The organism is Saccharopolyspora shandongensis (assembly GCF_900106995.1).
Taxonomy (GTDB): Bacteria; Actinomycetota; Actinomycetes; order Mycobacteriales; family Pseudonocardiaceae; genus Saccharopolyspora; species Saccharopolyspora shandongensis.
The window spans coordinates 177,239-203,800 of sequence record NZ_FNOK01000013.1 but is presented as its reverse complement, the minus strand read 5'-3'; the positions used below and the strand labels follow the sequence as shown (position 1 = coordinate 203,800).

22 protein-coding genes are annotated in these 26,562 nt (G+C 70.2%); 3 read left to right on the top strand and 19 right to left on the bottom strand.

The annotated features are described in order from the left end of the window. Positions 1 to 1,131 (top strand): phenylacetate--CoA ligase family protein (locus BLW84_RS16735; protein WP_093266389.1); only part of this gene is annotated, 1,131 nt, incomplete at its 5' end. 86 nt (positions 1,132 to 1,217) lie between these two features. Here the strand turns inward: BLW84_RS16735 and gndA are convergent. The 18 genes from gndA to BLW84_RS16650 form a co-directional block, all read right to left on the bottom strand. Continuing rightward, entirely contained in the window at positions 1,218 to 2,666 is a 1,449-nt protein-coding gene (gndA, locus tag BLW84_RS16730; RefSeq protein ID WP_093266349.1) for an NADP-dependent phosphogluconate dehydrogenase, read from the bottom strand. 103 nt (positions 2,667 to 2,769) lie between these two features. Continuing rightward, positions 2,770 to 3,027: a hypothetical protein gene (locus BLW84_RS48385; protein ID WP_093266347.1), complete on the bottom strand. Its 258-nt coding sequence runs from the start codon at positions 3,025 to 3,027 to the stop codon at positions 2,770 to 2,772. A gap of 436 nt (positions 3,028 to 3,463) precedes the next feature. Beyond that, positions 3,464 to 3,652 carry a hypothetical protein gene (locus tag BLW84_RS48380; RefSeq protein WP_218157343.1) on the bottom strand — a complete coding sequence of 63 codons (189 nt, stop codon included), beginning with the start codon at positions 3,650 to 3,652 and terminating at the stop codon, positions 3,464 to 3,466. Between the two features lie 56 nt (positions 3,653 to 3,708). Continuing rightward, positions 3,709 to 4,713, bottom strand: coding sequence for a glycerate kinase family protein (locus BLW84_RS16720; RefSeq protein WP_245761191.1), 1,005 nt, complete (start codon positions 4,711 to 4,713; stop codon positions 3,709 to 3,711). Next, positions 4,701 to 5,684, bottom strand: coding sequence for a 2-hydroxyacid dehydrogenase (locus BLW84_RS16715; RefSeq protein ID WP_093266346.1), 984 nt, complete (start codon positions 5,682 to 5,684; stop codon positions 4,701 to 4,703). Before BLW84_RS16715 ends, BLW84_RS16720 begins: the two co-directional genes overlap by 13 nt. Then, on the bottom strand, positions 5,681 to 6,637 hold the full coding sequence (locus tag BLW84_RS16710) for a beta/alpha barrel domain-containing protein (RefSeq protein ID WP_093266344.1): 957 nt from the start codon (positions 6,635 to 6,637) through the stop codon (positions 5,681 to 5,683). Before BLW84_RS16710 ends, BLW84_RS16715 begins: the two co-directional genes overlap by 4 nt. Further along, on the bottom strand, positions 6,634 to 7,875 hold the full coding sequence (locus tag BLW84_RS16705; RefSeq protein ID WP_093266342.1) for a CaiB/BaiF CoA transferase family protein: 1,242 nt from the start codon (positions 7,873 to 7,875) through the stop codon (positions 6,634 to 6,636). The genes BLW84_RS16710 and BLW84_RS16705 overlap by 4 nt, the downstream gene beginning before the upstream one ends. Positions 7,876 to 8,175: 300 nt before the next feature. Next, on the bottom strand, positions 8,176 to 9,543 hold the full coding sequence (locus BLW84_RS16700; protein ID WP_093266341.1) for a GntP family permease: 1,368 nt from the start codon (positions 9,541 to 9,543) through the stop codon (positions 8,176 to 8,178). 510 nt (positions 9,544 to 10,053) lie between these two features. After that, the gene (locus tag BLW84_RS16695; protein ID WP_093266339.1) at positions 10,054 to 10,809 is read right to left on the bottom strand and encodes a succinate dehydrogenase/fumarate reductase iron-sulfur subunit; all 756 of its coding nucleotides are present in this window, start codon (positions 10,807 to 10,809) and stop codon (positions 10,054 to 10,056) included. A gap of 12 nt (positions 10,810 to 10,821) precedes the next feature. Next, entirely contained in the window at positions 10,822 to 12,759 is a 1,938-nt protein-coding gene (locus tag BLW84_RS16690; protein WP_093266337.1) for a fumarate reductase/succinate dehydrogenase flavoprotein subunit, read from the bottom strand. Positions 12,760 to 12,767: 8 nt separating this feature from the next. Further along, complete coding sequence (locus tag BLW84_RS16685) at positions 12,768 to 13,529, bottom strand: succinate dehydrogenase cytochrome b subunit (protein WP_245761190.1); 762 nt, start codon at positions 13,527 to 13,529, stop codon at positions 12,768 to 12,770. A gap of 367 nt (positions 13,530 to 13,896) precedes the next feature. Continuing rightward, the gene (locus BLW84_RS16680) at positions 13,897 to 14,844 is read right to left on the bottom strand and encodes a LysR family transcriptional regulator (protein ID WP_093266336.1); all 948 of its coding nucleotides are present in this window, start codon (positions 14,842 to 14,844) and stop codon (positions 13,897 to 13,899) included. Positions 14,845 to 15,129: 285 nt separating this feature from the next. Continuing rightward, entirely contained in the window at positions 15,130 to 15,909 is a 780-nt protein-coding gene (locus BLW84_RS16675) for a hypothetical protein (protein ID WP_143060975.1), read from the bottom strand. 361 nt (positions 15,910 to 16,270) lie between these two features. Next, a complete protein-coding gene (locus BLW84_RS16670; protein WP_177226507.1) occupies positions 16,271 to 17,077 on the bottom strand; it encodes an ABC transporter permease in 807 nt (268 codons plus the stop codon). Between the two features lie 134 nt (positions 17,078 to 17,211). Further along, a complete protein-coding gene (locus BLW84_RS16665) occupies positions 17,212 to 18,102 on the bottom strand; it encodes an ABC transporter permease (RefSeq protein WP_093266333.1) in 891 nt (296 codons plus the stop codon). 72 nt (positions 18,103 to 18,174) lie between these two features. Next, on the bottom strand, positions 18,175 to 19,380 hold the full coding sequence (locus BLW84_RS16660; protein WP_093266331.1) for an ABC transporter substrate-binding protein: 1,206 nt from the start codon (positions 19,378 to 19,380) through the stop codon (positions 18,175 to 18,177). Positions 19,381 to 19,406: 26 nt separating this feature from the next. Beyond that, positions 19,407 to 20,498, bottom strand: a complete 1,092-nt coding sequence (locus BLW84_RS16655) for an ABC transporter ATP-binding protein (protein WP_093266330.1) — start codon at positions 20,496 to 20,498, stop codon at positions 19,407 to 19,409. A 273-nt stretch (positions 20,499 to 20,771) separates the two neighbouring features. Then, a complete protein-coding gene (locus BLW84_RS16650; RefSeq protein WP_245761189.1) occupies positions 20,772 to 22,190 on the bottom strand; it encodes a gamma-aminobutyraldehyde dehydrogenase in 1,419 nt (472 codons plus the stop codon). 127 nt (positions 22,191 to 22,317) lie between these two features. Here BLW84_RS16650 and BLW84_RS16645 point away from each other — a divergent pair, with 127 nt between their 5' ends. Both BLW84_RS16645 and BLW84_RS16640 read left to right on the top strand, forming a co-directional pair. After that, a complete protein-coding gene (locus BLW84_RS16645; protein WP_093266327.1) occupies positions 22,318 to 23,058 on the top strand; it encodes a FadR/GntR family transcriptional regulator in 741 nt (246 codons plus the stop codon). Between the two features lie 144 nt (positions 23,059 to 23,202). After that, on the top strand, positions 23,203 to 23,949 hold the full coding sequence (locus tag BLW84_RS16640; RefSeq protein WP_093266325.1) for a cache domain-containing protein: 747 nt from the start codon (positions 23,203 to 23,205) through the stop codon (positions 23,947 to 23,949). A gap of 16 nt (positions 23,950 to 23,965) precedes the next feature. Here the strand turns inward: BLW84_RS16640 and BLW84_RS16635 are convergent, their stop codons facing one another. Then, on the bottom strand, positions 23,966 to 26,551 hold the full coding sequence (locus BLW84_RS16635) for a DUF4118 domain-containing protein (RefSeq protein ID WP_093266324.1): 2,586 nt from the start codon (positions 26,549 to 26,551) through the stop codon (positions 23,966 to 23,968). Between the last annotated feature and the right edge of the window lie 11 nt (positions 26,552 to 26,562).

The window sequence follows — 26,562 nt, the reverse complement described above, 5'->3', positions numbered from 1 at the left end:
CAGGTGACCCGCGAGCGGGTCGAGGCGTTCGTCGCCGATCCCGACCTCGTCGGGGCGCGGTTCCAGGACCGGTACCTGGTGGCCACCACCTCCGGCACCAGCGGTCTGCGCGGGCTGTTCGTGCTGGACGAGCGGAACCTGGCCGTGCCGACCGTCCTCTCGTCACGCACCCGCGGCCTGCTGGGATTCCGCGACGCCGTCCGCGCGCTCGCTCGCGGCGGCCGCACCGCCGTCATCGCCGCACCCAGCGGCCACTTCTACACTGTCGCCTCGGCGGAGCGGTTCCGCCGCGACCACCCGCGGCTCGGCCGGATCATGCGGTCCTTCCCGATCGACCAGCCGCTGCCGACCCTGGTCGACGAGCTCAACCGGTACAACCCCGCCAACGTCGCCGGTTTCCTGAGCACGCTCGCGCAGCTGGCCGAGGAGCAAGAGGCCGGCCGCCTGCGCCTCCGCCCGTCGGTCGTCATACCGGGTGGTGAGACGCTGACGGCCGACGTCCGGGACCGGATCGCGGCCGCGTTCCACGCCAAGGTCCGCGCCGCCTACGCCGCGACCGAATGCAACTTCCTGAGCGTTGGCTGCGCGCACGGCTGGTACCACGTCAACAGCGACTGGGTCGTGGTCGAGCCGGTCGACGCCGACCACCGGGCGGTCCCGGCCGGGCAGCCGTCGCGCACGGTCCTGATCAGCAACCTCGCCAACCGGGTCCAGCCGTTCCTGCGCTACGACCTCGGCGACAGCGTCCTGCTCCGCCCCGACCCCTGCCCCTGCGGCAACCCGCTGCCGGCCATCCGGGTAGCGGGTCGCGCCGCCGACGTGCTCAGCTTCCCCGCCGACGGCGGCGGGCACGTCAGCATCTCGCCGATGCTCGTCGGTACCGTGCTGGATCGCGCTCCCGGCATCGACGGGTTCCAGATCCTCCAGACGACGCCCACCACGCTGCGCGTACGACTGCAACCCAGGGACGGCGCCGACGCCGACCGCGTGTGGCAGGCGGTGCGCGATGAGATCAGCCACCTGCTTGCCGAGCACGAAGCCGACCACGTGACGCTCGAACGCGCGGAGGAGCCGCCGCAGCGGTCGTCCGGTGGCAAGTTCCGCCGGATCATCCCGCTCACCACGCCATGAGGATTCGCCGCACCCGGCGGTGAAGAGCTTGCGGTGACCGGCGGTCCCGCGTGCCTGCCGAGATCCCTCGGCAGGCACGCGGCTCGCTAGTGGCCGGGGACTTCGACCTCGGTGCGGTCGCCGGACCAGAGGGTGTGGAAGGTGCCGGGCTTGTCGACGCGCTTGTAGGTGTGCGCGCCGAAGAAGTCGCGCTGGCCTTGCACCAGCGCGGCGGGGAGCCGCTTCACCGCCAGCGAGTCGTAGTAGCTGAGCGCGGAGCTGAAGCCCGGGACCGGCACGCCGGAGAGGGCGGACGTCGCGACGACGCGGCGCCAGGCCGCCTCGCCATCGGCCACGGCCTGCGCGAAGTAAGGCGCTTCGAGCAGGGTGGCGATGTCCGGGTTCTCGTCGTAGGCCTCGGCGATGCGGTTGAGGAACTGGGCGCGGATGATGCAGCCGCCGCGCCAGATCTTGGCGATCCGGTCCTTGTGGATGTCCCAGCCGTACTTCTCGGCGCCGGCGATGATGGCGTCGAAGCCTTGCGCGTACGCGACGACCTTGGAGGCGTAGAGCGCCTTGGCGACGTCGTCGGCGAAGGAGGCGTCGGCCTCCTGCACGGTCGGCCGCGAGTTCACGATCCGCTGCACCGCCTCGCGCTGCGCCGGCTTCGAGGAGACGGCGCGGGCGAACACGGCCTCGCCGATGCCGCCCACCGGGACGCCGAGGTCGAGCGCGTTCTGCACGGTCCACACGCCGGTGCCCTTCGAGCCGGCTTGGTCGAGCACGATGTCGACGAACGGCCGGCCGGTGGCGGGGTCGACCTGGCGCAGCACCTCGGCGGTGATCTCGATCAGGTAGGACTCCAGCGGGCCCTCGTTCCACCTGGCGAAGACGTCGGCGATGGCCGCGGGCTGCAGGCTGCCGACGGTGCGCAGCAGGTCGTACGCCTCGGCGATCAGCTGCATGTCGGCGTACTCGATGCCGTTGTGGATCATCTTCACGAAGTGGCCCGCGCCGTCGGTGCCGACGTGGGTGACGCAGGGCTCGCCCTCGGCGACGGCCGCGATCGAGGCGAGGATCGGCCCCAGGGTCTCGTAGGACTCCGCCGAGCCGCCCGGCATGATCGACGGGCCGTGCAGCGCGCCCTCCTCGCCGCCGGAGATGCCGGCGCCGACGAAGTGGATGCCGGTGGGCGCGATCCGGCTCTCCCGGGCGATGGTGTCGTGGAAGTTCGCGTTGCCGCCGTCGACGATGATGTCGCCGGGTTCGAAGCGCTCGACGAGCTGGCCGATCACCGCGTCCGTGCCCGCCCCGGCCTGCACCATGATGATCGCGGTGCGCGGCTTCGCCAGCGACGCGACGAAGTCGTCGATCGTCTCGCTCGCCACGAAACCGGCCTCCGGGTGCTCGGACAGGAGCTCCTCGGTGCGCGCGTACGTGCGGTTGTAGACGGCGACCGTGTTGCCTTCGCGCGAGGCGAGGTTGCGGGCCAGGTTCGAACCCATCACCGCCAGACCGACGACGCCGATGTTCGCGGTTGCTGTCCTGGTGTCCATGTGGACCTCTCTGGTTCGGGTGGTGCGTGCAGCTTTCGGGTCGTGGGGTCCGCGGTGTACCGCCTGCCATCTTCTCGGCTCCGGTGACCGGATGCAGCCCGGTTCAGAAGGCGAGCAGCACCTTCCCGGACACCGAGGCGTCGGCGGCGACTCCGAGCGCTTCGAGCGTGAGGAGGGCACCGATGGGGCCGCTGCCGACGATGAGTACGCGCTTGCCGCTGAGATCACCGGCCTGAGAGGCGACGCTGGCCGGTTCGGCCAGTGCCGCGACGCGGAGGTCGAGTCCGGCCGCTGGCGCAAGGGGAGCGGTCACGGCGGCATCCACCGCGGGTGCCGCGTCGATCAGCAGGTTCAGTCGCACGATCCCGGCAACGCCGTCGCGGTCGGCGTTGTTCCCCGAACAGGAGGTCTACCGGGCGATCGTCACAGGATCCGGCCTGGGCACGATGATGCTCGCCGCACCGAGGTAGACGTCGATGGAGACGGGCTTGTGGGAACAAGTCGAGGTCCTTATTGGACAGTCGTGCCCGCGGGCTGACCGCCCGGTTCGCTGCCGAGGCGGGCTGCGCCGGTCTCGGGCAGGAATCGGCCGACGTGCCGGTCTGCTCCGGGGGCAGCCCGGCTTCCGCGCGGTCAGGTCGAACCAGGTCGCGACCTCTTCGGCGTAGGCGGCGAGATCTGGGCCTGGTTGGGTTTCGATCAGCGGGGTATGCCGATCTCACGCATGCCGACTCGATTCGGCTTCGGTCGTCGCGAGGTGGACAGGGCCGAGCGTCGGTCGTTTGGCTCGGCGGCCGTCACCCGGGGAACGGCCGAGCGCACGCCGCGCGATCCAGGGTCCGAGGAAACCCGCCACCCATGATCTCCTCCCAGGCTCGGCGCCACCCGGGCAGCGGCTGCCGTTCCGCCAGCGATTCGCTCCAGGCGCTGCCGCTGCCCGGCAGGCTCAAAGGCGCGGTGATGGTCCACGGGCCGACGTTGCGCATGTCATCTGAGAAGTGCGTGGAGTGGGTCGACGTCGTAGTCGAGCGCGCGGAGCGGATCATCCGAGCACTCGGCGGTCGGTACCCGAGCTGGCCGGTTGTCGGCCGATCGCGCGTCCTGCCGCCCGCATCGCGCGCTCGTCCCCGGCGACCAGGATCTGCCGGAACTCGTCGCGGAGGTCGCCGAGATCGGGACCGACCGACCCGACCACGGCGAACCGCGGTATCGAGCGGGAACGCGCGAGCAGCGCGGACACGATCTTGCCCTGACTGCTCTGGGAGTCGATGCGGCCCTCGCCGAGGACGATCGCGTCCGCTTCCGCCAGGTGCTCGTCGGCCGCGAGCGCGTCGAGCACGAAGTCCGCGCCCGAAACGAGTTCGGCGTCGTGCTCGGCCCACATCGCGCCTGCGAAACCACCGGCCGCACCGGTGCCGGGCACGAGTGCGGGATCTCGGCGGAATCGGGCCGCGGTATCGCGCAGCCGTTGCGCCAGTACCGCGACCTGTGCTGGGCTCGCGCCTTTCTGCGGACCGAACACGCGCGCCGCGTCGAGGTAGGGCGTGGTCACGTCGGTGAGGACGGTGACCGGTGTGCCTCGCAAGCCGCCGTGCTCTTCCAGCGCGCACAGCGCCCCGGTTCCGCCGTCGGTCGTGGCCGATCCGCCGGTGGCCACCACGATCCGTTCGGCGCCGTGGCGCGTTGCCGCGGCCATGAGCATCCCGACGCCGTAGGTGTCCGCGGCGATCGGGTCACGGTGGTCGTCGTGGGGAGCCGCGATGCCGCAGACCTCGGCCAGTTCCACGAAGGCGGTCCCGGATTCCGCCACAGCGAACGTGCCACCGCACGCCGTGCCCCACGGGTTGCGGGCCGGAGCGGTGATGAATCGCAGGTCCAGGGGCGCGGCGAGCACGTCGAGAGTGCCTTCGCCGCCGTCGGCGACCGGCATCAGCACCGGGTTGGCCCCGGATTCCGCCAGGCCGCGGCCGATCGCTCCGGCAACCTCGCGCGCTGTGTAGGTCCCCTTGAAACTGTCCGGAGCTACCAGGATTTTCACGCTCGCCACGCCTCCGGGTTAACGGGGTGTTCGGGCATTTCGCCGCGGGCCATGGCGATCGCGTTCGCCGCGCACCGGCGCGCCATCGTGGCGCGAACCGAGCGGGTGGCGCTGCCCAGGTGTGGAAGCAGGGTCGTGTTGGCGAGGTCGGCGAGGCCGTCGGCCACGTCGGGTTCGTGCTCGTAGACGTCGAGGCCGGCGCCCGCGATCTGGCCGTCTCGCAGCGCGGCGACCAGCGCCTGCTCGTTGACCACCGGCCCGCGGGCGGTGTTGATCAGGTATGCCGTGGGCTTCATCGCGCGCAGGACGTCGGCGTCGATGAGGTGGTGGGTGTCGGCGTTCAGCGGCACGTGCAGGGACAGGAAGTCGCTGGTGCGCACGAGTTCGTCGAACTCGGCGTGCTGCACCCGCCCGGCGAGCGGACCGAGGTCGTCGTCGGGGACCGCCCGGCGAGCGGTGTAGCGCACGGTCATGCCGAATCCGAGGGCGCGTTCGGCCGTTGCCCGGGCGATGCGCCCGAATCCGACCAGGCCCAGACTCGCCCCGGTGATGTCGGCACCGAGCAGCAGTTCGGGGCGCCAGCCGCGGAACCGGCCGCTTCGCAGGTACGCATCGGCCTCCACGCAGCGCCGGGCGGTGGCCAGGATCAGCAGCATCGCGAGGTCGGCCGTGGCTGCGGTGAGGACGCCGGGGGTGTTGCAGACGAGGATGCCGTGGTTGGTTGCCGCTGCGACGTCGACGTTGTCGTAGCCGACGGCGTAGTTGGAGATGCCGCGGACAGTGGCTGCGGCGAGCGTGGTCTCGTCGAAGATGTTGATCAGCTGCGCGACTACCACGTCGTGGCTCCCGGAGGAGCACACGGCGGTGAGCTCCTCCGCGGTCAGCTCTCGATCCGGCACCACGACATCGCCCGCCGCCCGGAGCATCTGCATGCCGGGGTCGGGCAGCGGGGTTGTCACGAGGAACGTCGGGTGGCTCATCGGCACTCCTCCTGGTCGTGCGCGAGTGCCCAGGGGAAGGCGGTAGCGCTGGAGCGGGCGCCTTGGGCGGCGCGGGACCGGTTGGGTTCGCCGAGGTCGTCGAGCAGTTCGCCGGAGAGCTCGACGATCCGGGCGAAGGTGTCAGGGGTCAGCCAGTCCGGGCGGAGCGCGAAGAGCAGGTCCTCGGTGCTGGTGTTGCCGCTGGCCCCGGGTGCGAACGGGCAGCCGCCGAGGCCGCCGAGCGCGCCGTCGACCTCGTCGGCTCCGGCGGCGATGGCGGCCAGCGAGTTGGCGACGCCGAGCCCCCAGGTGTCGTGCCCGTGGTAGACGATCCGGCGCGGCGGGGCGTGCTCGGTGATCTTGGTGATCAGGCTGGTGACCTGGCCGGGGACGGCCTGGCCGAGGGTGTCGCAGACGACGATGTCGGCGGCGCCTGCCGCGCGCGGGTCGGTGGCGATGTCGAGGACCCGCCGCTCGGGCACGAATCCGTCGAAAGGGCAGGTGAACGCGGTGGCGATGCACAGCTGGATGCGTCCGCCGGCGTCATGCGCGTGCTCGACCGCCCGGGGCATGGCGGCGAGGCTGTCCTCGGTGGCGCGTCCGATATTGGCCTGGTTGTGGCTGTCGGAGGCCGACAGGCAGTACTGGAAGTTGACGGCCCCGGCCTCGGCGGCGCGTTGCACGTGGCGCGGGGTGGCCACCCAGACCCAGCAGCGGGCGAGCTCGTCGGGGCTGAGCCGCTCGACGACTTCGAGGGTGTTCGCCATGGACGGCACCAGGTCGGCGCGCGCCAGCGAGCCCACCTCGACGCTCGGGACGCCCAGCCCCAGCAACTCCCGGACGACCGCCACTTTGCGCTCGGTGGACAACTGCTTTCCGGTGAGCTGCAGGCCGTCGCGCAACGTCACGTCGCGGAGGGTGACCCGGGGTTGGAATGCTTGCTCGTCAGTCACTTCCGCTTCTCCTCATCGATCGCGCCTTCGATCTGGTCGGCGTGCTGTCCCAGCAGCGCGCCGAGCACCTCGTCGGTGTGGGCGCCGAGTTCCGGTCCGGGTGAGCGAACGGGGAGTGACGTCGGGCCGATGACCGGGACGACGCCGGGGAATCCGATCTCGACGGGCTCGCCCGCGCCGGTGTCGACCGGGAGTTCCTGGATCATCCCGCGGGCGCGGTACTGCTCGTCGGCGCAGATGTCGGCGGCCGTGTAGATCGGCCCGGCCGGGACTCCGGCGGCGTCGAGTGCGGCCAGGACTTCCGTGCGGGAATGGGAGCTCGTCCACTCCTCGATGGCGTGGTCGAGCTCGTCGCGCCGGGCCCAGCGCCCGGCGTTGGTCTGCAGGTCTGGGTCGTCGGCGAGGTCGGGGCGGCCGATCGCCTGCATGTAGCGGCGGAAGATCGAGTCCCCGTTGCCCGCGATGACCACGCTGCTGCCGTCGCGGCAGGCGTAGGCGTTGGTCGGTGCGATGCCGTCCATCCGGCCCCCGACGCGGCGGCGCTGGACGCCGTGCGCGAGGTAGTCGGGCACCAGGGATTCCATCACCGAGAAGACCGCTTCGTGCAGCGCGACGTCGACGACGCGTTCGGCGAGCGGTGGCCGCTCGGTGTTGCGCGCCGTCGAGCGTTGCAGGAGCGAGGCGACGATGCCGAAGGCCGCGTGCAGCCCGGCGATCGAGTCCCCGATGGACACTCCCACGCGGGACGGCGGCCGATCGGCTTCGCCGACCAGGTCGCGCAGCCCGCCCATCGCTTCCGCGACCGCGGCGAAGCCGGGCCGGTCGGCCAGCGGCCCGGTCTGGCCGAAGCCCGAGATGCGGGCCAGGACCACGTCCGGGTTGGCGGCCTCCAGCACGTCCGGCCCCAGGCCCCACTTCTCCAGCGTGCCCGGCCGGAAGTTCTCGATGACGACGTCGCAGTGGCGCACCAGCTCCAGCACCGCATCGCGGCCCCGCTGGGTCTTCAGGTCCAGCACGACCGACTTCTTGCCGCGGTTGATGGTGTGGAAGAGCATCGACGTCGATCCGGCGTGGAGCCGCCAGCCCCGCAGCTCGTCGCCGGTGCCGGGCCGCTCCACCTTGATGACCTCGGCGCCGAAGTCGGCGAGCATCCGCCCGGCGGTGGGGGCGGCGATGTAGTTGCCGAGTTCGAGGACGCGCACGCCCTCCAGCGGGAACCGGCTGCTGTCGTTGCGCATTTTTCCCCTTCAGCAACGTTTTCGTCGGACCTAGCAGGCTGTTCTGGAACGGGTTGCCTTGCGGTTCGGCAAGGCGGCTCTTGTTCTAGAAGCGGCACAGCCGCCTAGTAGTGCTTCGTTAGGCTGGGTGATTGTTGTTTAGTCACAGGAATTTTGGGTCGTTGATCTTGGCGTGAATCTGAGGGTGATGAACTGAGTCCGGCACCGTCTGAGGCTTTTCGCCGAGGAGATGCCGGCGTACCTGCCACTGTCTGAGGTTCCGCTACCCGCACCGCTAGGCAGGACGAGTGCGTACCTCTTCTAAAGGACCAGGCTGAGGGCGAGGATCGGTCCCATCGCGACTACGGATGCGACGGAGACGCCAGCGGAGCAGGTCTTGAGGGTGCCGCGGGTGGTTTGGCCCAGCAGCGACTGCAGGAGCCAGAAGGTGTTGCTGGTCAGGTGGACCATGAACAGCGATCCGGCGCCTGCCGCGAGCGCGATGAGCACCGGGTTGAGGCCCAGCACCGGCGCCAGCGGCGCGAGCAGCCCGGCCGAGGTGATCGCCGAGATCGTCACCGAGCCGACCGCGACGTGCAGGGCCGCGGCCATAAACCAGACCAGGAGCAGCGGCGCCCAGGTGTTGGCGGAGAAGTACTCGCCGAGGATGTCGCCCAGCCCTGCCTGCGAGATGACTGCGGCGAGGCAACCTCCGACGCCGTTGAGCAGCAGGATCGGGCCGCTGTCGCGCAGGCCGCGGCCGAGCGACTCCTCCACAGCGGACTGGCCCAGGTACTTCCGGCCGACGAAGCAGGTCCCGATCAGGCCGAGCATCAGGGCCACGACGGGGCTCGACAGGAAGGACGCCACCGGGTTCTTCCATTCGACCACGTCGGCCAACGCTCCGGTGGCGATCAGGACCAGCGAGACGAGCAGCGGCGTGAACAGCAGTAGGAGAGGTGCCTGTCGCGTTTTCGGTGCGGCCAGCGCGTCAGGTCCGCCGCTGCGGACTGCGGCGGCCAGGGCGGTTTCGGCGGCAGGTTGCGGCAGTTCGTCCACTTCCGGCTTCCACCATCCGCGGGTGAGCGCGAACGTCATCAGGGAGATCGAGATCGTCACGGTCGGGATGACCACGATGAGCCCGTATAAGAGGTAAGTGCCGAGCGGAACGTGCAGCAGTGCGGCCAGCGCCAGCGCGCCGACACCGGGCACGGTGAACACGATCCCGCATTCCAGGCCGATGGCCAGCGCGGTGGCCATCCTGGCGGTTCCGTAGCGCCCCAGCTTCGGCGCGACCGCCTTCGCCAGCGGTCCGGAGATCACCAGCAGCACGTCGAGGTAGATCGACTGCAGGAAGGTCGTGATCGTCAGGGCCATGGCGTGCGGGATGCGCTTGGGCCCGACGACGCGCAGCAGCGCGTCCACCAGCCGTTCGATGGCGCGCAGGTCTCGCAGGACCGCCCCGATGAGCACGCCGAAGGCGACGAGGAGACCGATCTCGGCCATGATGTCGCCGAAACCGCTGGTGATCGCTTCCACCGTCTTCTCAACGCCGAGCCCGGCGGCGAGCCCCAGGTAGCAGGAGCCCAGCACCAGGGCGATGACCGGGTTGAACTTGAACCTGACGATCAGCACCACGATGGCCGCTACCGCCACCGCCGTGTTGATCAGGATTGCCGTGTCAGACATACGCGTGTCCGTTCGTTCGTGCCTCGTTGCACTCCACTGCGCGGACTGAGCAGCAGGATGTTGGCTCACATTATGAGCATGTACCCACAATGCGAGTCAATATCCCTGACGAACGGAAGTCGGGAGATCTGGACGGCGCTCGGGGGCGGATGGTCCGTGCGGCGCGTCGGGGCATGTTCTGCTAACTGTCCTCAAGGGACGGATCGCGGGAAGTCGTGAGCTGTGCTCGACGAGCGATCTTCATTCGGCTCGCGGGGTAGTAGCATCGTGGAAACTCAAGACGCTTAGCAGTCCCGGCGATCGGCGAGGCCGTGCACGTAGGGCTGATTGCCGAAGGACTGCTGCCCAGCGCCAGCTGACGCGAGACGGTCCGCGGGGCGGCCGGTGCGCCGTTTTCGCGCGAAACCGCCAGCCTGTCAGGCGCGGGAGCCGTCGGGACGAGCTTGCCCTGGGCCTTTCTGGAACGACCCTCAACGGCACCCGGCCGAGCAGCCGGGTGCCGTTCGCCGGTCAGCTTGCCGCCGTGTCGCGGAAGGACGCCTTCAGGACGTCGCGGTTGAACCGGGCGATCGTTTCGAGGGGGATGCCCACCGGGCACACCACGGTGCACTCCCCGGTGTTGGTGCAGCCGCCGAAACCCAGCTCGTCATGGGTTTCCAGCATGTTCTCCGCGCGGCCCAGCCGTTCCGGCTGGCCCTGCGGGAGGCTGCCGAGGTGGGTCGCCTTCGCCGCCGTGAACAGCATCCCGGAGCCGTTCGGGCAGGTCGCCACGCAGGCGCCGCAGCCGATGCAGGCCGCCGCCTCGAACGCGCGGTCCGCGTCGCGCTTGCGCACCTGGACCGCGTGCGCGTCCGGCGCGCTGCCGGTCGGCGCGCTGATGTAGCCGCCGGACTCGATGATCCGGTCGAACGCGCTCCGGTCCACCACCAGGTCGCGCACGACCGGGAACGGCTTCGCCCGCCACGGCTCGATCGTGATCGGCCTGCCCTCGTCGAAGTGCCGCATGTAGAGCTGGCAGGTGGTGGTCTCCCGCTGCGGCCCGTGCGCGATCCCGTCGATCATCATCCCGCACATGCCGCAGATGCCTTCGCGGCAGTCGTGGTCGAACGCTACCGGCTGCTCGCCGTCGGTGGCGAGCCGCTCGTTGAGCACGTCGAGCATTTCCAGGAAGGACATGTCCGGCAGCACGTCGTCCACGACGTACTCGCCGAGCCGCCCGTCCGAATCCCGGCTGTCCTGGCGCCAGATGCGCAGGGTGAAACGCATGATCGCCTCCGATCACTGGTAGCTTCGCCGGCTCGGCCGGACTTCGTGGAACTGCAGGTGCTCGCGGTGCAGCACGGGGGAGTTGCCGGTGCCGGTGAACTCCCAGGCCGCCACGTAGTCGAAGTTCTCGTCGTCGCGGAGGGCCTCGCCGTCCTCGGTCTGGTGCTCCGCGCGGAAGTGCCCGCCGCAGGATTCCTCGCGGTGCAGCGCGTCGACGCACATCAACTCGGCGAGTTCGAGGAAGTCGGCCACCCGGCCGGCCCGCTCCAGCGACTGGTTCAGCTCGGCACCGGTACCGGGAACCCGGAGGTCGCGCCAGAATTCCCCGCGCAGCGCGGAGATCTGGTCGATCGCAGTGCGGAGCCCGGCCGCGTCGCGCTCCATCCCGCAGTGCTCCCACAGGATGCCGCCGAGTTCGCGGTGGAAGGAGTCGGCGGTGCGGTCGCCGCCGACCGAGAGCAGCCGGTCGATGTGCTCGCGGACCTCACCTGCCGCCTTGACGGCGTCCGGGTGGCCGTCCGCCACCGTGTCGGCTGGGCAGTCGGCGAGGTAGTCGCCGATCGTGCTCGGGAGCACGAAGTAGCCGTCGGCCAAGCCCTGCATCAGGGCGCTGGCCCCGAGCCTGTTCGCGCCGTGGTCGGAGAAGTTCGCCTCACCGATCACGAACAGCCCCGGGATGGTGCTGCGCAGGTCGTAGTCGACCCAGAGGCCGCCCATCGTGTAGTGCACGGCCGGGTAGATCCGCATCGGCACCTGGTACGGATCCTCGTTCGTGATCCGCTCGTACATCTCGAAGAGGTTGCCGTACTTGGCCTTCACGGCGGCCGCGCCGAGCCGCTCGATCGCGTCGGCGAAGTCGAGGTACACGCCGCGCCCGCCGGGCCCGACTCCGCGGCCCTCGTCGCAGACGTTCTTGGCCGCCCGCGAGGCGATGTCCCTCGGCACCAGGTTGCCGAAGCTGGGGTAGATCCGTTCGAGGTAGTAGTCGCGCTCGGCCTCGGGGATCTGCGCCGGCGGGCGGGTGTCGCCGCGCGCCTGCGGCACCCACACCCTGCCGTCGTTGCGCAGCGACTCGCTCATCAGCGTCAGCTTGGACTGGTGTTCCCCGCTGACCGGGATGCACGTGGGGTGGATCTGGGTGAAGCACGGGTTGGCGAACAGCGCTCCGCGGCGGTGCGCGCGCCAGATCGCGGTGGTATTGCAGCCCTTCGCGTTGGTGGACAGGTAGAACGCGTTCCCGTAGCCGCCGGTCGCGAGCACCACTGCGTCCGCGAGATGGGTAGAGATCTTGCCGCTGACCAGGTCGCGGACCACCACGCCGCGGGCGCGGCCGTCGATCACGACGAGGTCGAGCATCTCGGTCCGCGGGTGCATGGTCACCGTCCTCGCGGCGATCTGGCGGGCGAGTGCCTGGTAAGCCCCGAGCAACAGCTGCTGACCGGTCTGGCCGCGCGCGTAGAAGGTGCGGGAAACCTGGGCGCCGCCGAAGGATCTGGTGTCCAGCAGCCCGCCGTACTCGCGCGCGAACGGGACGCCCTGCGCGACGCACTGGTCGATGATCTGGGTGCTGATCTCGGCCAGCCGGTGCACATTGGACTCCCGGGCGCGAAAATCGCCGCCCTTGATGGTGTCGTGGAAGAGCCGGTGCACGCTGTCGCCGTCGCCGGCGTAGTTCTTCGCCGCGTTGATCCCGCCCTGCGCGGCGATGCTGTGCGCCCGGCGGGGGCTGTCCTGGTAGCAGAACGAGGAGACGCGGTAGCCCAGCTCGCCGAGCGTCGCCGCAGCCGACCCGCCGGCGAGCCCGGTGCCCACGACGATCACCGTGCGCTTGCGCTTGTTGTTGGGGCTCAGCAACCGCGCGGCGAACCGGCGCTGCTCCCAGCGGCGGGCGATCGGCCCGTCCGGCGCCTTGCCGTCGGCGATCGGCTCGCCCTCGGTGTACAGCGGCATCGTTGCCCTCATTTCAGTATTCCGGTCACCACGGCGAACGGCACGGAGAGGAATCCGGCGGTGATGGCGATCGAGACCCCGAGCGCGGTCAGCCTCGCGGCGCGCTGCCGCGCGGCGGTCATCGCCCCGAGGCTCTGCAGGGCGCTCCACAACCCGTGCCGGATGTGCAGGCCGAGGGAGCAGGCCGCCAGCGCGTAGAACAGCGCGATGTACCAGCGCTGGAAGCTGGCCACCACGTTCCGGTAGACCTCGCCGTGCACGCCGTGCGGGTTGACGTCGCCGGTCGTGAGGTCGAGCACGTGGTAGACGACGAAGAAGGCGAGGATCACGCCGCCCCAGCGCATGGTGCGCACCGCGTAGCCCGCCTGCACCTTCGGGCGGCGCTGGTAGCCGACCGGGCGGGCCGCCCGCGCCCGGCGCGCCAGCTGGTAGGCGGCGGTCGCGTGCAGCAGGACTGCGGCCAGCAGCACGACCCGCACGATCCACACGAAGCCCTCGTACTCCAGCAAGCCGTCGAACAGCCTGCGGAGCCAGACCGCGTACGCGTCGATGTTGGCCGGCGAGATGAAGATCTTGAGGTTGGACAGCATGTGCACCACCACGTACAGCAGCAGGATGGCACCCGATGCCGCCATGGCGATCTTCTTGCCGGCCGTCGACGACCACAGCCTGCCGATCGACGTCCGGCGGCGTCCGCGCCCGGCCGCGCGATCGCGGGCCAGGTGTGCTCTGGAGCCCGCGGGCTCGACTCGTTCGTCTTGGAGAGTCACGGAAGCAAGCTAGGCACGGTGTTCCGGCACTGTCCAATATGGTGAGACGCTGGGCTCGATAGCCCGAGGCGATCGCCGCTCGTGAGGCGCCACGCCGCACCGCAGGTGTGGCCCAGGTCTCGGCGCCGGATGCTCCGGATGTCACATCGGGCTCGCCGCCATCGTCGGTTCTCCGGGACGTGATGGAGAGGGCTTCCGGGTCTGCCGCGACGCGATCAAGATGACCGGTAGTACCTCCGAAGGAACTGTCCACTATGGATGACAAGTTCGCGCACCCGCTGGTGCCGATCATGTTCGGGTTACAGCGTGGCGCACTACCGACTACGCGGTGCTGGTGCCGCCGCTGATCTCCGCCGGGTGATTCCGGTCAGCCCGGTCTTCCACCGATGAACTCGACCCCGCTGGGCAGGTCGCCGGTGGCGGCCGCGCTGTGCAGGAAGCCCAGCAGCTCGGTCTCGAACGCGCGAACCGCGTTCGTCGGCGTGGTGTCGGTCCTGCGCGCGAGGCCGATCGTGCGGCGCAGGCCCGGGCGCGCGAGCCGGGTGCCGCGCAGGCCGGGGCGCCCGGAAAGCACCATCCTCGGCACGATCGCCGCGCCCAGCCCGGCCTCGACGAAGCACAGCACGGCATCCATCTCGCCGCCCTCCACGGCCAGCTTCGGGGTGAAGCCGGCCTCCGCGCACGCGCGCAGCGTCGTCTCCCGCAGGTCGTAGCCCTCGCGGAACATCACCATCTGCCGGTCGCGCAGCGCTTCGATCGGGATCGGCGCGCCCGGCCGCTTGGCGCCGGTGGCGGCCGTTGCGACGACGAGCTCCTCGGTCAGCAGCGGCGTGATCGACAGCGAGGGCTGGTCGCTGACGCCGCCGGTCGGCAGGACGACGAGCGCGAGGTCCAGCTGACCGTGCAGGAGCGCGCTCGCCAGGTCGCGCGATCCGTTCTCCCGCACGGAAAGCCGCACGCCTGGGTGCTCGCGGTGGAAGGTGCGCAGGGCGTCGGCGAGGACCGTCACGCACAGGCTCGGGGGCGCGCCGAGGCGGACCAGCCCGCCGTGCACGCCGACCACGTCGGCCGCTTCGCGCCTGGCGACGTCCGCGTCGGCCAGCATCCGGGTGGCGATCGGCAGCAGCGCCTCGCCGGCGGGCGTGATGAGCACCGAGCCGCGCGCGCGGACGAACAGCTCGGCGCCCAGTTCCGCCTCCAGGGCCCGGATCTGGTTGCTCAGCGACGACTGCGCGACCTTGACCGCTTCGGCCGCCTTGGTGAAGTGCAAGGCGCGCGCGACGGCCAGGAAGTAGCGAAGCTGCTGCAAGGTCACCTGGCACCACCCCGAGAACCGAGTCCGCGTTCTGCGTAGAGCATGCCTGACGGCGGACGCGACTTCCCGGTGGTGCCGCGCTCCTGGGTGCGATGTCACAACCCGCACGTGCCGGTCGCGGTCGGCCGGGGCCAGGGGGCGTCGACGGGATCGCCGAGATCCCGGACTGGACGCCGACATCGTGCGGCCGCTGTCGGCCAGTGCGGAGCTGCCGGTTCTGTGTGACGGTTAGCGATAGCTGGCATTTGTCAGCCGTAGTTGGCATCGGCTGATGTTCACGAGGAACTAGGGGGCGGCGAGTGCGGTTTCCGCGCTGCACGGCGTCTCCCTTGGCCCCAGATCACGCCAATTGAGCGACCACACTTTCACCGCACCGCCGACTCGATGGCCTAGCATGCAGTCCTCGTCGCCGACCCCGATACGTGCGAAAAGCGCCACGCCGACGTCCGAACCCTTGACCTGGACGAAGATCTGCGGCGGGATGCCTGCAAGCCCGGTCTCCGGGGCCACCGGCGGGGTGGGCAGGCCAGTGGCCAATGCTGCGCGCACATCCTCTTCGCCGGGTGTGGCTGGCAGCGCGCCGAGAGTGGTCTCCAGGGCCGGGGCGAAGTCTGACGGAATGTCCCGCCTCGGCAGGGGCGGCGGGGTGATCGCGGTGGCGCTCTCCGGGCAGATGATCCGGGATGGGCCCGAGGAAACCCCGTCATAGTTGAACTCGACGCTGTAGCAGGCGTCGAACGCCGGGGTGTGTTTCCAACCGCTGTCGATCTTGTTGCGATGGATTCGCCAGACCAGGCGCGCCATCGGGTTTCCGGGGCCCTTGTGGTCCAGGTCCGTGGCCTCCAGCACGCTGAAGTCGCCGCTCTTGCCCAGTGAGGTGGCCAGCGCGGCACGGGCGAACCCGGCGGCGTCCGCCTGCCGTGGGTAGCTGATCGCCAGAGCCAGAGTCTCGGACTGCCGATCGGTTTCCGCATCGCCCGCAGCTGAATCGCCGCCGTCGATACCGCATGACGCCAGTAACAAGCCCGCACACGAGATCGTCACAATCCGGCGTAACGGAATCATGCCGCACAAGCTAGCAATGTCGGGATGACAGCTGCATGAGTAGTTCCACTCAGCGATCCAGCGACAAGAAGCGCTGACAACGGTCGGCCTTGCCAAGTACCGCTGACCGACGCTGCCAATTACCGTTGACACGTTGCCCCAGACGGCCTGTTCGCAACGCGACGACAGTGCCAAGTATCGCCGACCGTCACATTCTGGTGGCGTTGGGAAGCGCCGCGACCTTCCTGGCGACATGGCCGACGGATCCGCCTGCTCGTCGGCCCCGATCTGGAGCTGGCCCGGGCGACCGCCGGGAATCCGGGGATCCCGGCGGCACTCGCACGGCGCCTGGTCGACGTGGTCCTCTCGCCGCCGTGACCACTCAGAGGCGGCCGCCGGCGTTGGTGTCGCCGGAGAGCCGTTGCGCCAGGTACACCGGGACCGTCGAGAACACGATCAGCACGGCCGCCACGACGTTGACGATCGGGGCCTGGTTGGGCCGGAACAGGTTGTTGAGGATCCAGATCGGCAGCGTTTCCATGCCGGTGCCGAGCGTGAAGGTGGTGACGATGATCTCGTCGAAGGACAGCGCGAACGCCAGCAGCCCGCCCGCCAGCAGCGCGGAGCGCAGCATCGGGAACGTCACCAGGCGGAACGTGGTGGCTCCGCCCGCGCCGAGGTCCATCGACGCCTCCTCCAGGTTGCCGCCCATCCGCCGCAGCCGGGCCACGACGTTGTTGAACACCACCACGATGCTGAACGTCGCGTGCGCGACGATGACCGTGAACAGGCCCAGGTCGATGCCCAGGATGGTGCGGAAGGCGTTGTTGAGTGCGATGCCGGTGACGATCCCCGGCAACGCGATCGGCAGGATGATCAGCAACGACACCTGGTCGCGGCCGAAGAAGCGGAACCGCTGCAGGGCGAACGCCGCCATCGTGCCGAGGACCAGCGAGATCGCGGTCGAGGCCACGCCGACCAGCGCGCTCGTCGCCAGCGCATCGAGGGCGCCCTGGTTGCCGAGCGCTCGGTGCCACCACTCCAGGGTGAAGGACGACGGCGGCCAGGCGAACGTGGTGTCGGCGTTGACCGAGTTGAGCAGCACGACCAGCAGCGGGAAGTAGATCATCGCCAGTCCGAGAACGAGCGCGCCCAGCAGCACCAGCCGGGTCGTTCGGGAAGCACTCATCGCAGCGGCTCCTAGAGGGGCTGTTTCGGGAGTGGGCCGAGGTCTTCGAAAGGGGTTCCGGGGCCGCGATTTCCATAGAAATCAAAGGTTCGACCTTGATGGAACTTGCGGGGAACGCGGTCGCGGAGCGGGGTTCAGAGGTTGTCGAGGGCGCCGGTCCGGCGGACGGCCGCCAGGTAGCAGAGCATGATCACGACGGGGACGGTGGCCACCGTCGCGGCGAAGGGCAGGTTGTTGGCGGCGCCGATGTTGTCGTAGACGACGTTGCCCAGCATCTGGTTGGTGCCGCCGACGATCTTGACCGCGATGTAGTCGCCCAGCGACAGCGAGAACGTGAAGATCGAGCCCGCCACGATGGCCGGGAAGACCAGCGGCAGCACCACCGACCGGAAGCTGCGCCACGGCTTGGCACCCAGATCGCTCGAAGCGTCCACAAGGGAGTCCGGAAGGCGTTCGAGGCCCGCGTAGATCGGCAGGATCATGTACGGCAACCACAGGTAGGACAGCGTGATGACGGTGGCGAGCAGCCCGTAGCCGGGGGCGTCCAGGCCCAGCGGGCTCAGCAGCCAGTGCACCACGCCGTTGCCGGAGAGCATGACCCGCCACGCGTAGGCCTTGACCAGGTAGCTGGCCCACAGCGGGGTCATGATCGCGATGACCAGCAGCCGTTGCGCCTTGGGCGAGGCGAACTTGGCCATGTAGTAGGCCATCGGGAACGCGATCACCGCGTCCACGACGGTGACCAGCAGGGCGATGCCGACCGTGCGCAGCGTGACGGTCCGGTAGACCTCGTCGGTGAGCAGCGTCGCGAAGTTGTCCAGCGACCACTCGATCACCACCTGGCCGGTGAACGGGTCGGTGCTCCAGAACGCGGTGATGAACAGGGCGGCCAGGGCGCCGAGGTAGGCCAGCCCCAGCCACAGCATCGGCGCGGACAGCAGCAGTCCCAGCCGAAGCCGCGGTCTGCGGTAGAGGAAGCTCGACGACCGGCGCGGAGCGCGCTCGGCGGAGGCCGTGGTTGTCATCTCTTTCGATCCTCGCTCGTCGGGGGTGGGCGGTCGGTGGATGCCCCTCGCCTCCACCGACCGCGGCTCGCGTCAGCCCTTGATCTCGGTCCAGGCGCGAGTCCACTCGCCGTAGTCCTTGCACTTCACGTCGGTGCGCCCGTCGAGGCACTGCTCGATCGGCGTCGTCCAGTACCAGATCTTCGAGGCGTAGTCGGCGTCCCCGGCGTGGTAGGTCGTGCAGTGGTTGCGGTCCTCGGTGAGCTCGCACGCCTTCGGGTTGGCCGGGGATTCCCCGAAGTACTCGGCGACCTTGGCGTTGGCCTGCGGGCTCACGATGTGGTTGAGCCACTTGTAGGCGCAGGTCTTGTGCTTCGACTTCGCCGAGACCATCCAGGTGTCCGACCAGCCGGTGGCGCCTTCGGTGGGCAGCGTGGCGGCGACCGGGGCGCCTTCGGACTGGGTCAGGTTCACCGTGACCTGCCAGGCGGTTCCGACGTTCGCGTCACCGCTCTTGAGGGCCTGGCTCTCCTTGAGGTAGTCCGACCAGTACTCGCTGACCATCGGCCGCTGCTGCTTGAGCAGGTCGACGGAAGCCTGGAACTGCTTGTCGTCGAGCGCGTAGGGGTTGGTGATGCCCAGCTCGGGCCGGTGCTTCATCAGGTAGAGCGCCGCGTCGGCGATGTAGATCGGCGAGTCGTAGGCGACGATCTTGCCCTTCTGCGGCGAGTTCGGGTCGAACATCACCGACCACGAGTCGGGGGCGGGCTGGACCTTGTCCGTGCGGTAGGTCAGCAGGTTCGCGCCCCAGCCGTGCGGCACGCCGTAGGAGGTGCCGTCGACGCTGTTCCACGGCTTGTCCTTCAGGAACGGGAACACGTCGTTGTAGTTGGGGACCAGCGCGGTGTTGACCGGTTCGACGTCGCCCGCCGCCACCAGCCGCAGCGAGGCGTCGCCCGATGCGGAGATCACGTCGTACTGGCCGGTCTTCATCAGGTTCACGGCCTCGTCGGAGGTGCCGAACGGCTTGACGTTGACCTGGCAGCCGGTTTCCTGCTCGAATGGCGTCACCCAGTCCACCGCGGGGTCGTTGGATCCGTCCTCGGCGTAGCCGGGCCAGGCGAGGACGTTGAGCTCGCCCTCGGGCTGGCCGAGTGCGTTGAGGGCGGGCAGCGCGGGCGGCTTGAAGCCGTGGCCGCCGGGCGGCGGGTTCGAGGAGCCGGCCGTGCCGCAGGCGGCGACTGCGGTGGTGGCGGCCAGCACGCCCGCGAGCAGGCCCATCTTCTTGCGGTTGCGCATCGGTTTTCTCCTGTTCGTCGGAGGGATCAGCGATCGGCTTCGGTGAGGCGGAAGCTGTGCTCGTCGCGCCAGACGAGGCGGACCTTGCTGCCCGCGGGGTGGTCGAGGTCGGCGGTGCCGGCATTGGGGCGCACCACGGAAAGCCGCGCGCCCGCGTCCAGCGACACCTCGTAGCGCACCGACGCCCCGGCGTAGACGGCGTCGGTCACCGTGCCGGCGGCGCTGGTTTCGCCCGATGCCGTGCCGCGGTCGAGATCGGCGTGGATACGGATCTTCTCGGGCCGGATGCTGTAGACGCCCGGGCTGCCGATGACCGCTTCCGCGCTGGAACCGCTGAGCAGGTTCGAGGTGCCGACGAAGCCGGCGACGAACGGGCTGGCAGGCCGTTCGTAGACCTCCGCCGGGGTGCCGACCTGCTCGATGCGCCCCTGGTTGAACACCGCGATGCGGTCGCTCATCGTCAGCGCCTCGTCCTGGTCGTGGGTGACGAAGACGAACGTGATGCCGACCTCGCGCTGGATCTGCTTGAGCTCCAACTGCATCTCCTGGCGGAGCTTGAGGTCCAGCGCGCCCAGCGGTTCGTCCAGCAGCAGCACCTTCGGCCGGTTGACCAGCGCGCGCGCCAGCGCCACGCGTTGGCGCTGGCCACCGGAGAGCTGCGAGGGCTTGCGGTCACCGTGCTCGCCCAGCCGCACGCTGCGCAGCGCCTGCAGGGCGCGCTCGCGGCGCTCCGCCTTCGGCACCCGCTTGACCCGCAGCCCGTACTCCACGTTGCCCAGCACGGTCATGTGCGGGAACAGGGCGTAGTCCTGGAAGACCGTGTTGACGTCGCGTTGGAACGGTGCCGCCCGGCTGACGTCCTGGCCGTCGAGTTCCACCGTGCCGCTGGTGGGCAGCTGGAATCCCGCGATCATGCGCAGCACCGTCGTCTTGCCCGATCCCGACGGCCCGAGCATGGAGAAGAACTCCCCGCCGGCGATGTCGAGGTCGACCCCGTCGACGGCGTGCACCTGGCCGAAGGACATGCGCAGATCGCGCAGCCGCACGGCGGGCTCCGCCTCGCTCGCCGCCGCGGCCGTCGGGCTGCCGGCCAGCGGTGAAGTTGAATTCGGCGACATCGTCTGCCTTTCCTGTTCTAGAGGCGGGTCTGGACGTGGCTTTGCCTGTTTTCGTTGAAGCGGCGCAGCCGTTTGGCCCACGCTCGCAACCTGCACCGCCGCGGGTTCTCAGGCGGTGCCCGCCCTTCTGGGCTACTGGGCGAGGACAGCCCCGATGCCGCGTATTGGGCATGCGTAAGTCGGGGATCCCGGAGTCCAGGCCGCGGCCGTAACTCCCGCAGGGGGCCGCTACCCGCACCGCCACGCAAAATGCGTTTGGAAATTCAAGGCTGGTCAGAAAGCGCTCATGACGTGCTTGATGCGCGTGTAGTCCTCCAGGCCGTACAGCGAGAGGTCCTTGCCGTAGCCCGATTTCTTGAAGCCGCCGTGCGGCATCTCGGCCACCAGCGGGATGTGCGTGTTGATCCAGACGCAGCCGAAGTCCAGCTCGCGGGACACCCGCATGGCGCGCCCGTGGTCGGCGGTCCACACCGAGGAGGCGAGGGCGTAGTCGACGCCGTTGGCGTTGGCCAGCGCTTCGTCCTCGTCGGCGAAGCGCTGCACGGTGATCACCGGGCCGAAGACCTCGTTCTGCACGATCTCGTCGTCCTGGCGCACATCGGAGATCACGGTCGGTTCGAAGAAGTAGCCCTGGTCGCCGACGCGCCGCCCGCCGCTGCGGACGACGGCGTGGTCGGGCAGCCGCTCGACGAACCCGGATACCCGCTGCAGCTGGGCGGCGTTGTTCAGCGGGCCGTAGGCCGCATCGTCGTCGTCGGGCTTGCCGGTCCGGGTCGCGCCGGCCTGCTCGACCAGCGCGGCGACGAACTCGTCGTGCACCGATTCGTGCACCAGCACCCTGGTGGCGGCGGTGCAGTCCTGCCCGGCGTTGAAGAACCCGGCGGCGGCGATGCCTTCCGCGGCGGCGGCCAGATCGGCGTCGGCGAAGACCAGCACCGGCGCCTTGCCGCCGAGTTCCAGGTGCACGCGCTTGAGATCGGTGGCCGCGGCCCCGGCGACCTCGATCCCGGCGCGCACCGAGCCGGTGATCGAGGCCATCGCCGGGATCGGGTGCGTCACGAGCTCGCGGCCGGTGTCGCGGTCGCCGCAGAGCACGTTGAACACGCCCGGCGGCAGGAATTCGGCGCAGATCTCGGCCAGCAGCAGCGTCGACGCCGGGGTGGTGTCGGCGGGCTTGAGGACCACGGTGTTGCCGGCGGCCAGCGCGGGCGCGATCTTCCAGATCGCCATCAGCAGCGGGTAGTTCCACGGCGTCACCTGCGCGCACACGCCGACGGGTTCGCGGCGGACGTAGGAGGTGTGCCCGGCCAGGTACTCGCCCGCGGCCTTGCCCTCCAGCACCCGGGCCGCGCCGGCGAAGAAGCGCACCTGGTCGAGCACCATCGGGATTTCCTCGGCGTGGGTGAGCGCGAGCGGTTTGCCGGTGTCGGCTGATTCGACGCGCACGATCTCGTCGGCGCGGGCCTCGATCGCGTCGGCGATGCGGGTCAGCGCGAGCTGGCGTTCGGCGGGGGTGGTGTCGCGCCACTTCCGGAACGCCGTCGACGCGGTCCGCATCGCGTGGTCCACGTCCTGGGCGTCGGCGACGGGCGCGGTGCAGTAGGGCCGGCCGGTGACCGGATCGATGATCTCGGCGACCCGGTCCGCGCGGGAATCGATGTACTCGCCGCCCACGAAGTGCTTGAGCTCCACTGGATAGCTCCTAGTCAGAGGGGCAGAGGGGGTCTCGGTGGGACGAAAACATATAAGACCATATGTAATATGACAAGGCCTTCCGGCAAGATTGGTTCCGTAGGACCGAGAGGAGCCGGGGAAGCACATGGGCGAACGGGTGCCGCATCGCGCGCGATCAGCGATGTTCGCGCCGCTGGACCAGACCGGCCGCGTGGAGGCGGTGACCAGGCGGCTGGTCGACGCCATCACGCTGGGCCTGCTCGCCGACGAGGAGCAGCTGCCCAGCGAAGCGGAGCTGGCCGGTCAGTTCGGCGTCTCGACGGTCACCATCCGCGAAGCGCTCATGGCCCTGCGGCAGCAGGGCCTGGTGGAGACCCGGCGCGGGCGCAGCGGCGGCAGCTTCGTGCAGGCCCCGCGCGACCACGGCGGCGAGTTCTGGCGCGAGCGGCTGCGCGACGTGAGCCTCGGCGAGCTGCGCGACCTCGGCGACCACTACGCGGCCATCGCCGGGGCGGCCGCCCGCCTCGCGGCCGAGCGCAGCTCGCCGGAGGACCTCGAGCGGCTCGAACAGACCGCCGACGACGTGCGCGGTACCAGCGGGAACGACACCGCCCGCGCGGAACGGCAGTTCCACCTCGAAGTCGCCGCCGCGGCCCAGTCGAGCAGGCTGACCCAGCAGGAGGTCCAGTTGCAGGGCGAGCTCGGCGCCGTGCTGTGGCTGTCGGCCGGATGCGGCGGGGGAGCCGACCGCTCCCACTCCGAGCACCGCGCGATCGCGGAGGCGATAGCGCGCGCCGATGGCCCGCTGGCCCGAACGCTCACGGAGAAGCACATCCTCGCGGCCGTGGACCGCGCGGCCGAAGTCCACCTGGAACTGACCCGGTAGCAGGGCATTCCGGGCACCCGGCACATGCGCCGCGAAACGGCTTGGCGCAATGCGCGCACCGGCTGGAGGCATGCCGCTACGCTGACCCAACCCCAACATCGGCAGCCGGCGACGCAATCGGCACGTGCATGAGGTGGTCGCAACGTGAAGGACACGCGCACACTGGTCGGCGACGAGATCATCGACCACGTTTCGACGCTGGTGGAGGACGTCTTCGCGCGCTTGGCGGCGATCCGCAGCGGCGCCGAGGCCCTGCTCGCCGAGGATTCGTTGCGGGCCCGCGACCTGGCCCGGCTGCGCCCGGAGGTGGTCGGTGCCCTCGGCGAGCTGGTGACCGGGGCCGGTTTCATCACCGCGCCGAACCTGCTGGTCGACCAGGAGCTGGGTTTCCAGTGGTGGACCCTGACGCCGGGCGAGGAACCCGTGCAGCTCCTCATCAGCCTGGACCCGGCCAGCGAGCACTTCCTGGACTACACGCGGCAGCCCTGGTTCACCATCCCGCGCGAAACCGCGCAGCGGCACATCACCGGCCCCTACGTCGATTACCTGTGCAGCGACGAGTACGCGCTGACCTTCACCGTGCCGCTGAACGTCCGGCAGGGCTTCGCCGGAGTCGTCGGCGCGGACGTGTTCGTGAAGGACTTCGAGCGCGCGGTGTTCCCGCACCTGCGCGACTTCCGCGGCCGAGCCGCGCTGGTCAACTCCCAGGGCAGGTTCATCGTTTCCAACAACGTCGGGCAGGCGACGGGCGCGCTCGCCCGCGAACTGGACGTGCCGGCGTGGTGGAGCGCAGGCGCGATCCCGCGCGCCGAGAACGGCGTGGTGCTCAGGCGCTGCGGCGAAACGCCGATCGCTCTCGTGGCCGAGCAAGCCGGATCCGCCGCGTCCTGACGCCGTTCCGCAGCAGTCACCGGATGCTCCCGCGCGGTGTGGGCCGTTCGGCAGAAGATTGTGCCGGTATCGCTGGAGGTTCGGCCGTCGGCAGGGTCAGGACCATGGTGAGCCCGCCGCCCGGGGTCTCGTCTGGGGTGAGCGTGCCGTGCATGGCCTCGGTGAGGCCGCGGGCGAGGGCGAGCCCGAGCCCGACGCCGGTGTTCTTGTCGCGGTCGCCGAGGCGTTGGAACGGCAGGAAGATCTTCTCCTGGTCTTCCGGCCGGACGCCTGGGCCGCGGTCGATGATGCGGACTTCGACGTGGTCGGCGAGCGCGCTGGCGGTCACGAGCACGGACCGGCCGGGCGGGTTGTAGTGCAGGGCGTTGCCGATGAGGTTGGCCAGGACCCGTTCGAGCAGGCCGGGATCGGCGAGGACGTCGGGCAGCGCCTCGGGAATCTGGATCCGCACCCGGCCGTTCGCGTCCAGGCCGTCGAGCGCCTGCGGCACGGCATCGGCGACGGCCAGCTGCCGGGTGGCGATGCCGAGGGTGCCGGACTGCAGGCGGCTCATGTCGAGCAGGTTGGCGACCAGCCGGTCCAGCCGGACCAGCGATTGGTAGGCGGCGTCGAGGAGTTCGGCCTCGTCCTCCTCGCTCCAGGCGACGTCGTCGCTGAGGAGGCTCTCGACGGCGGCGGAGGCCGACGCCAGCGGGGTGCGCAGGTCGTGGCTGACGGCGGCGAGCAGCGCGGTGCGCATCTCGTTCGCCGCGGTGAGCTGCCGGGATTGCTCGGCCTGCTCGGCCAGCCGGTGCTGGTGGAGCGCGACGGCGGCCTGGGTGGCGAAGGCTTCGAGGACGCGGCGGTCGGCGGCCGGGAGGGTGGGGCCGCGCAGGGCCAGCGCGAGGTCCTCGCCGACGGCGATGTGGGTGTCGCCCGCGTCCGGGCTGGGGCACGGCGGCGCACCGGCGGCGTCCACGACGTGCCAGGCCCGCGGATCGTGCTGTTCCTCCGGTGTGCGACCGGATTCGGGCCGCCGCTCCAACAGGGTCGCGGAGTCCTGCGCGAAGGTTTCGCGGAGCCGGGACAGCAGCGCGGACAGGGGGTGTTCGCCGCGCAGGACGCTGCCGGCGAGGTTGGACAGGACGGCGGCTTCGGCTCTCGCGCGGGCGGCTTCGCGGGCGCGGCGGGCCGCTAGGTCGACGACCGCGCTGACCGCGATCGCCACGACCGCGAAGACGATCAGCGCGAGGAGGTTGTCGGGGTCGGCGATCGTCCACACGTACAGCGGCGGGGTGAAGTAGTAGTTCAGCACCAGGAAGGCCGCCAGCGCTGCGGAGATCGCGGGCCAGCACCCGCCGACGAGCGCGATGCCGACGACCAGCACGAGGAACAGCAGGATCTCGCTGGGCAGCGAGAGGTCGTTGCGCGCGAGCTCCAGGAGCGCGGTCAGCAGCGGAATGCCGAGCGCTGCCAAGGCGAAACCGGCGATGCGGCGCCGCCAGCCGACGCCCGGCGCGAAGGTGGGCAGCCACTGCCGGTGGCCGACGCGCTCGTGGGTGACCATGTGCACGTCAATGGGGCCGGAGCGGGCGGTGGTCGTGACGCCCACGCCGCGCGAGAACAGCTGCGCCAGCCGGCCCCGGCGGGAAGCGCCGAGCACGAGCTGGGTGGCGTTGACGCCGCGCGCGAAGTCCAGCAGCGCGCTGGGGATGTCCTCGCCGACGACCTGGTGGTAGGTGCCGCCGAGGTCCTCGATCAGGGCGCGCTGCCGCGCCAGGTGCGCGGGGCTGGCATCGGAAAGCCCGTCGCCGCGCACGACGTGCACCGCGAGGAGGTCCGCGCCGCGGGCGCGTTCGGCGATTCGGGCGGCCCGGCGGATCAGCGTCTCGCCTTCGGCACCGCCGGTGAGCGCGACGACGACGCGTTCGCGGGCCTCCCAGGTGCCGGTGATGTCGTGCGCCGCCCGGTAGCTGTCGAGCTGTTCGTCGACCTTGTCGGCCAGCCACAGCAGCGCGAGTTCGCGCAGCGCCGTGAGGTTGCCGACGCGGAAGTAGTTGCTCAGCGCCGCGTCGATCTTCTCGGGCGGGTAGACGTTGCCGTGGGCCATCCGGCGGCGCAGGGCCTCCGCGGTCATGTCGACGAGCTCGACCTGTTCCGCGCGGCGCACCACTTCGTCGGGCACGGTTTCGCGCTGCGGGATGCCGGTGATGTGCTCGACGACGTCGTTGAGCGATTCGAGGTGCTGGATGTTCACCGTGGAGATCACGTCGATGCCCGCGTCGAGCACCTCCTCGATGTCCTGCCACCGCTTGGTGCGGCCGGAACCGGGCACGTTGGTGTGAGCGAGCTCGTCGATCAGCGCGACCTCCGGGCGGCGGGCGAGGACGGCGTCCACGTCGAGCTCGGTGAACGCGGCGCCGCGGTAGCCGAGCGTCCGGCGCGGGAGGACCTCCAGGCCGTCGAGCAGCTCGGCGGTGCGGGGGCGGTCGTAGGTTTCGACGTAGCCCACGACCACGTCGGTGCCCCGGTCCTGGCGGCGGTGGCCCTCGCAGAGCATGGCGTAGGTCTTGCCGACGCCGGGCGCGGCACCGAGGTAGACGCGCAGTCGTCCGCGTGGCATCCGCCTCACCT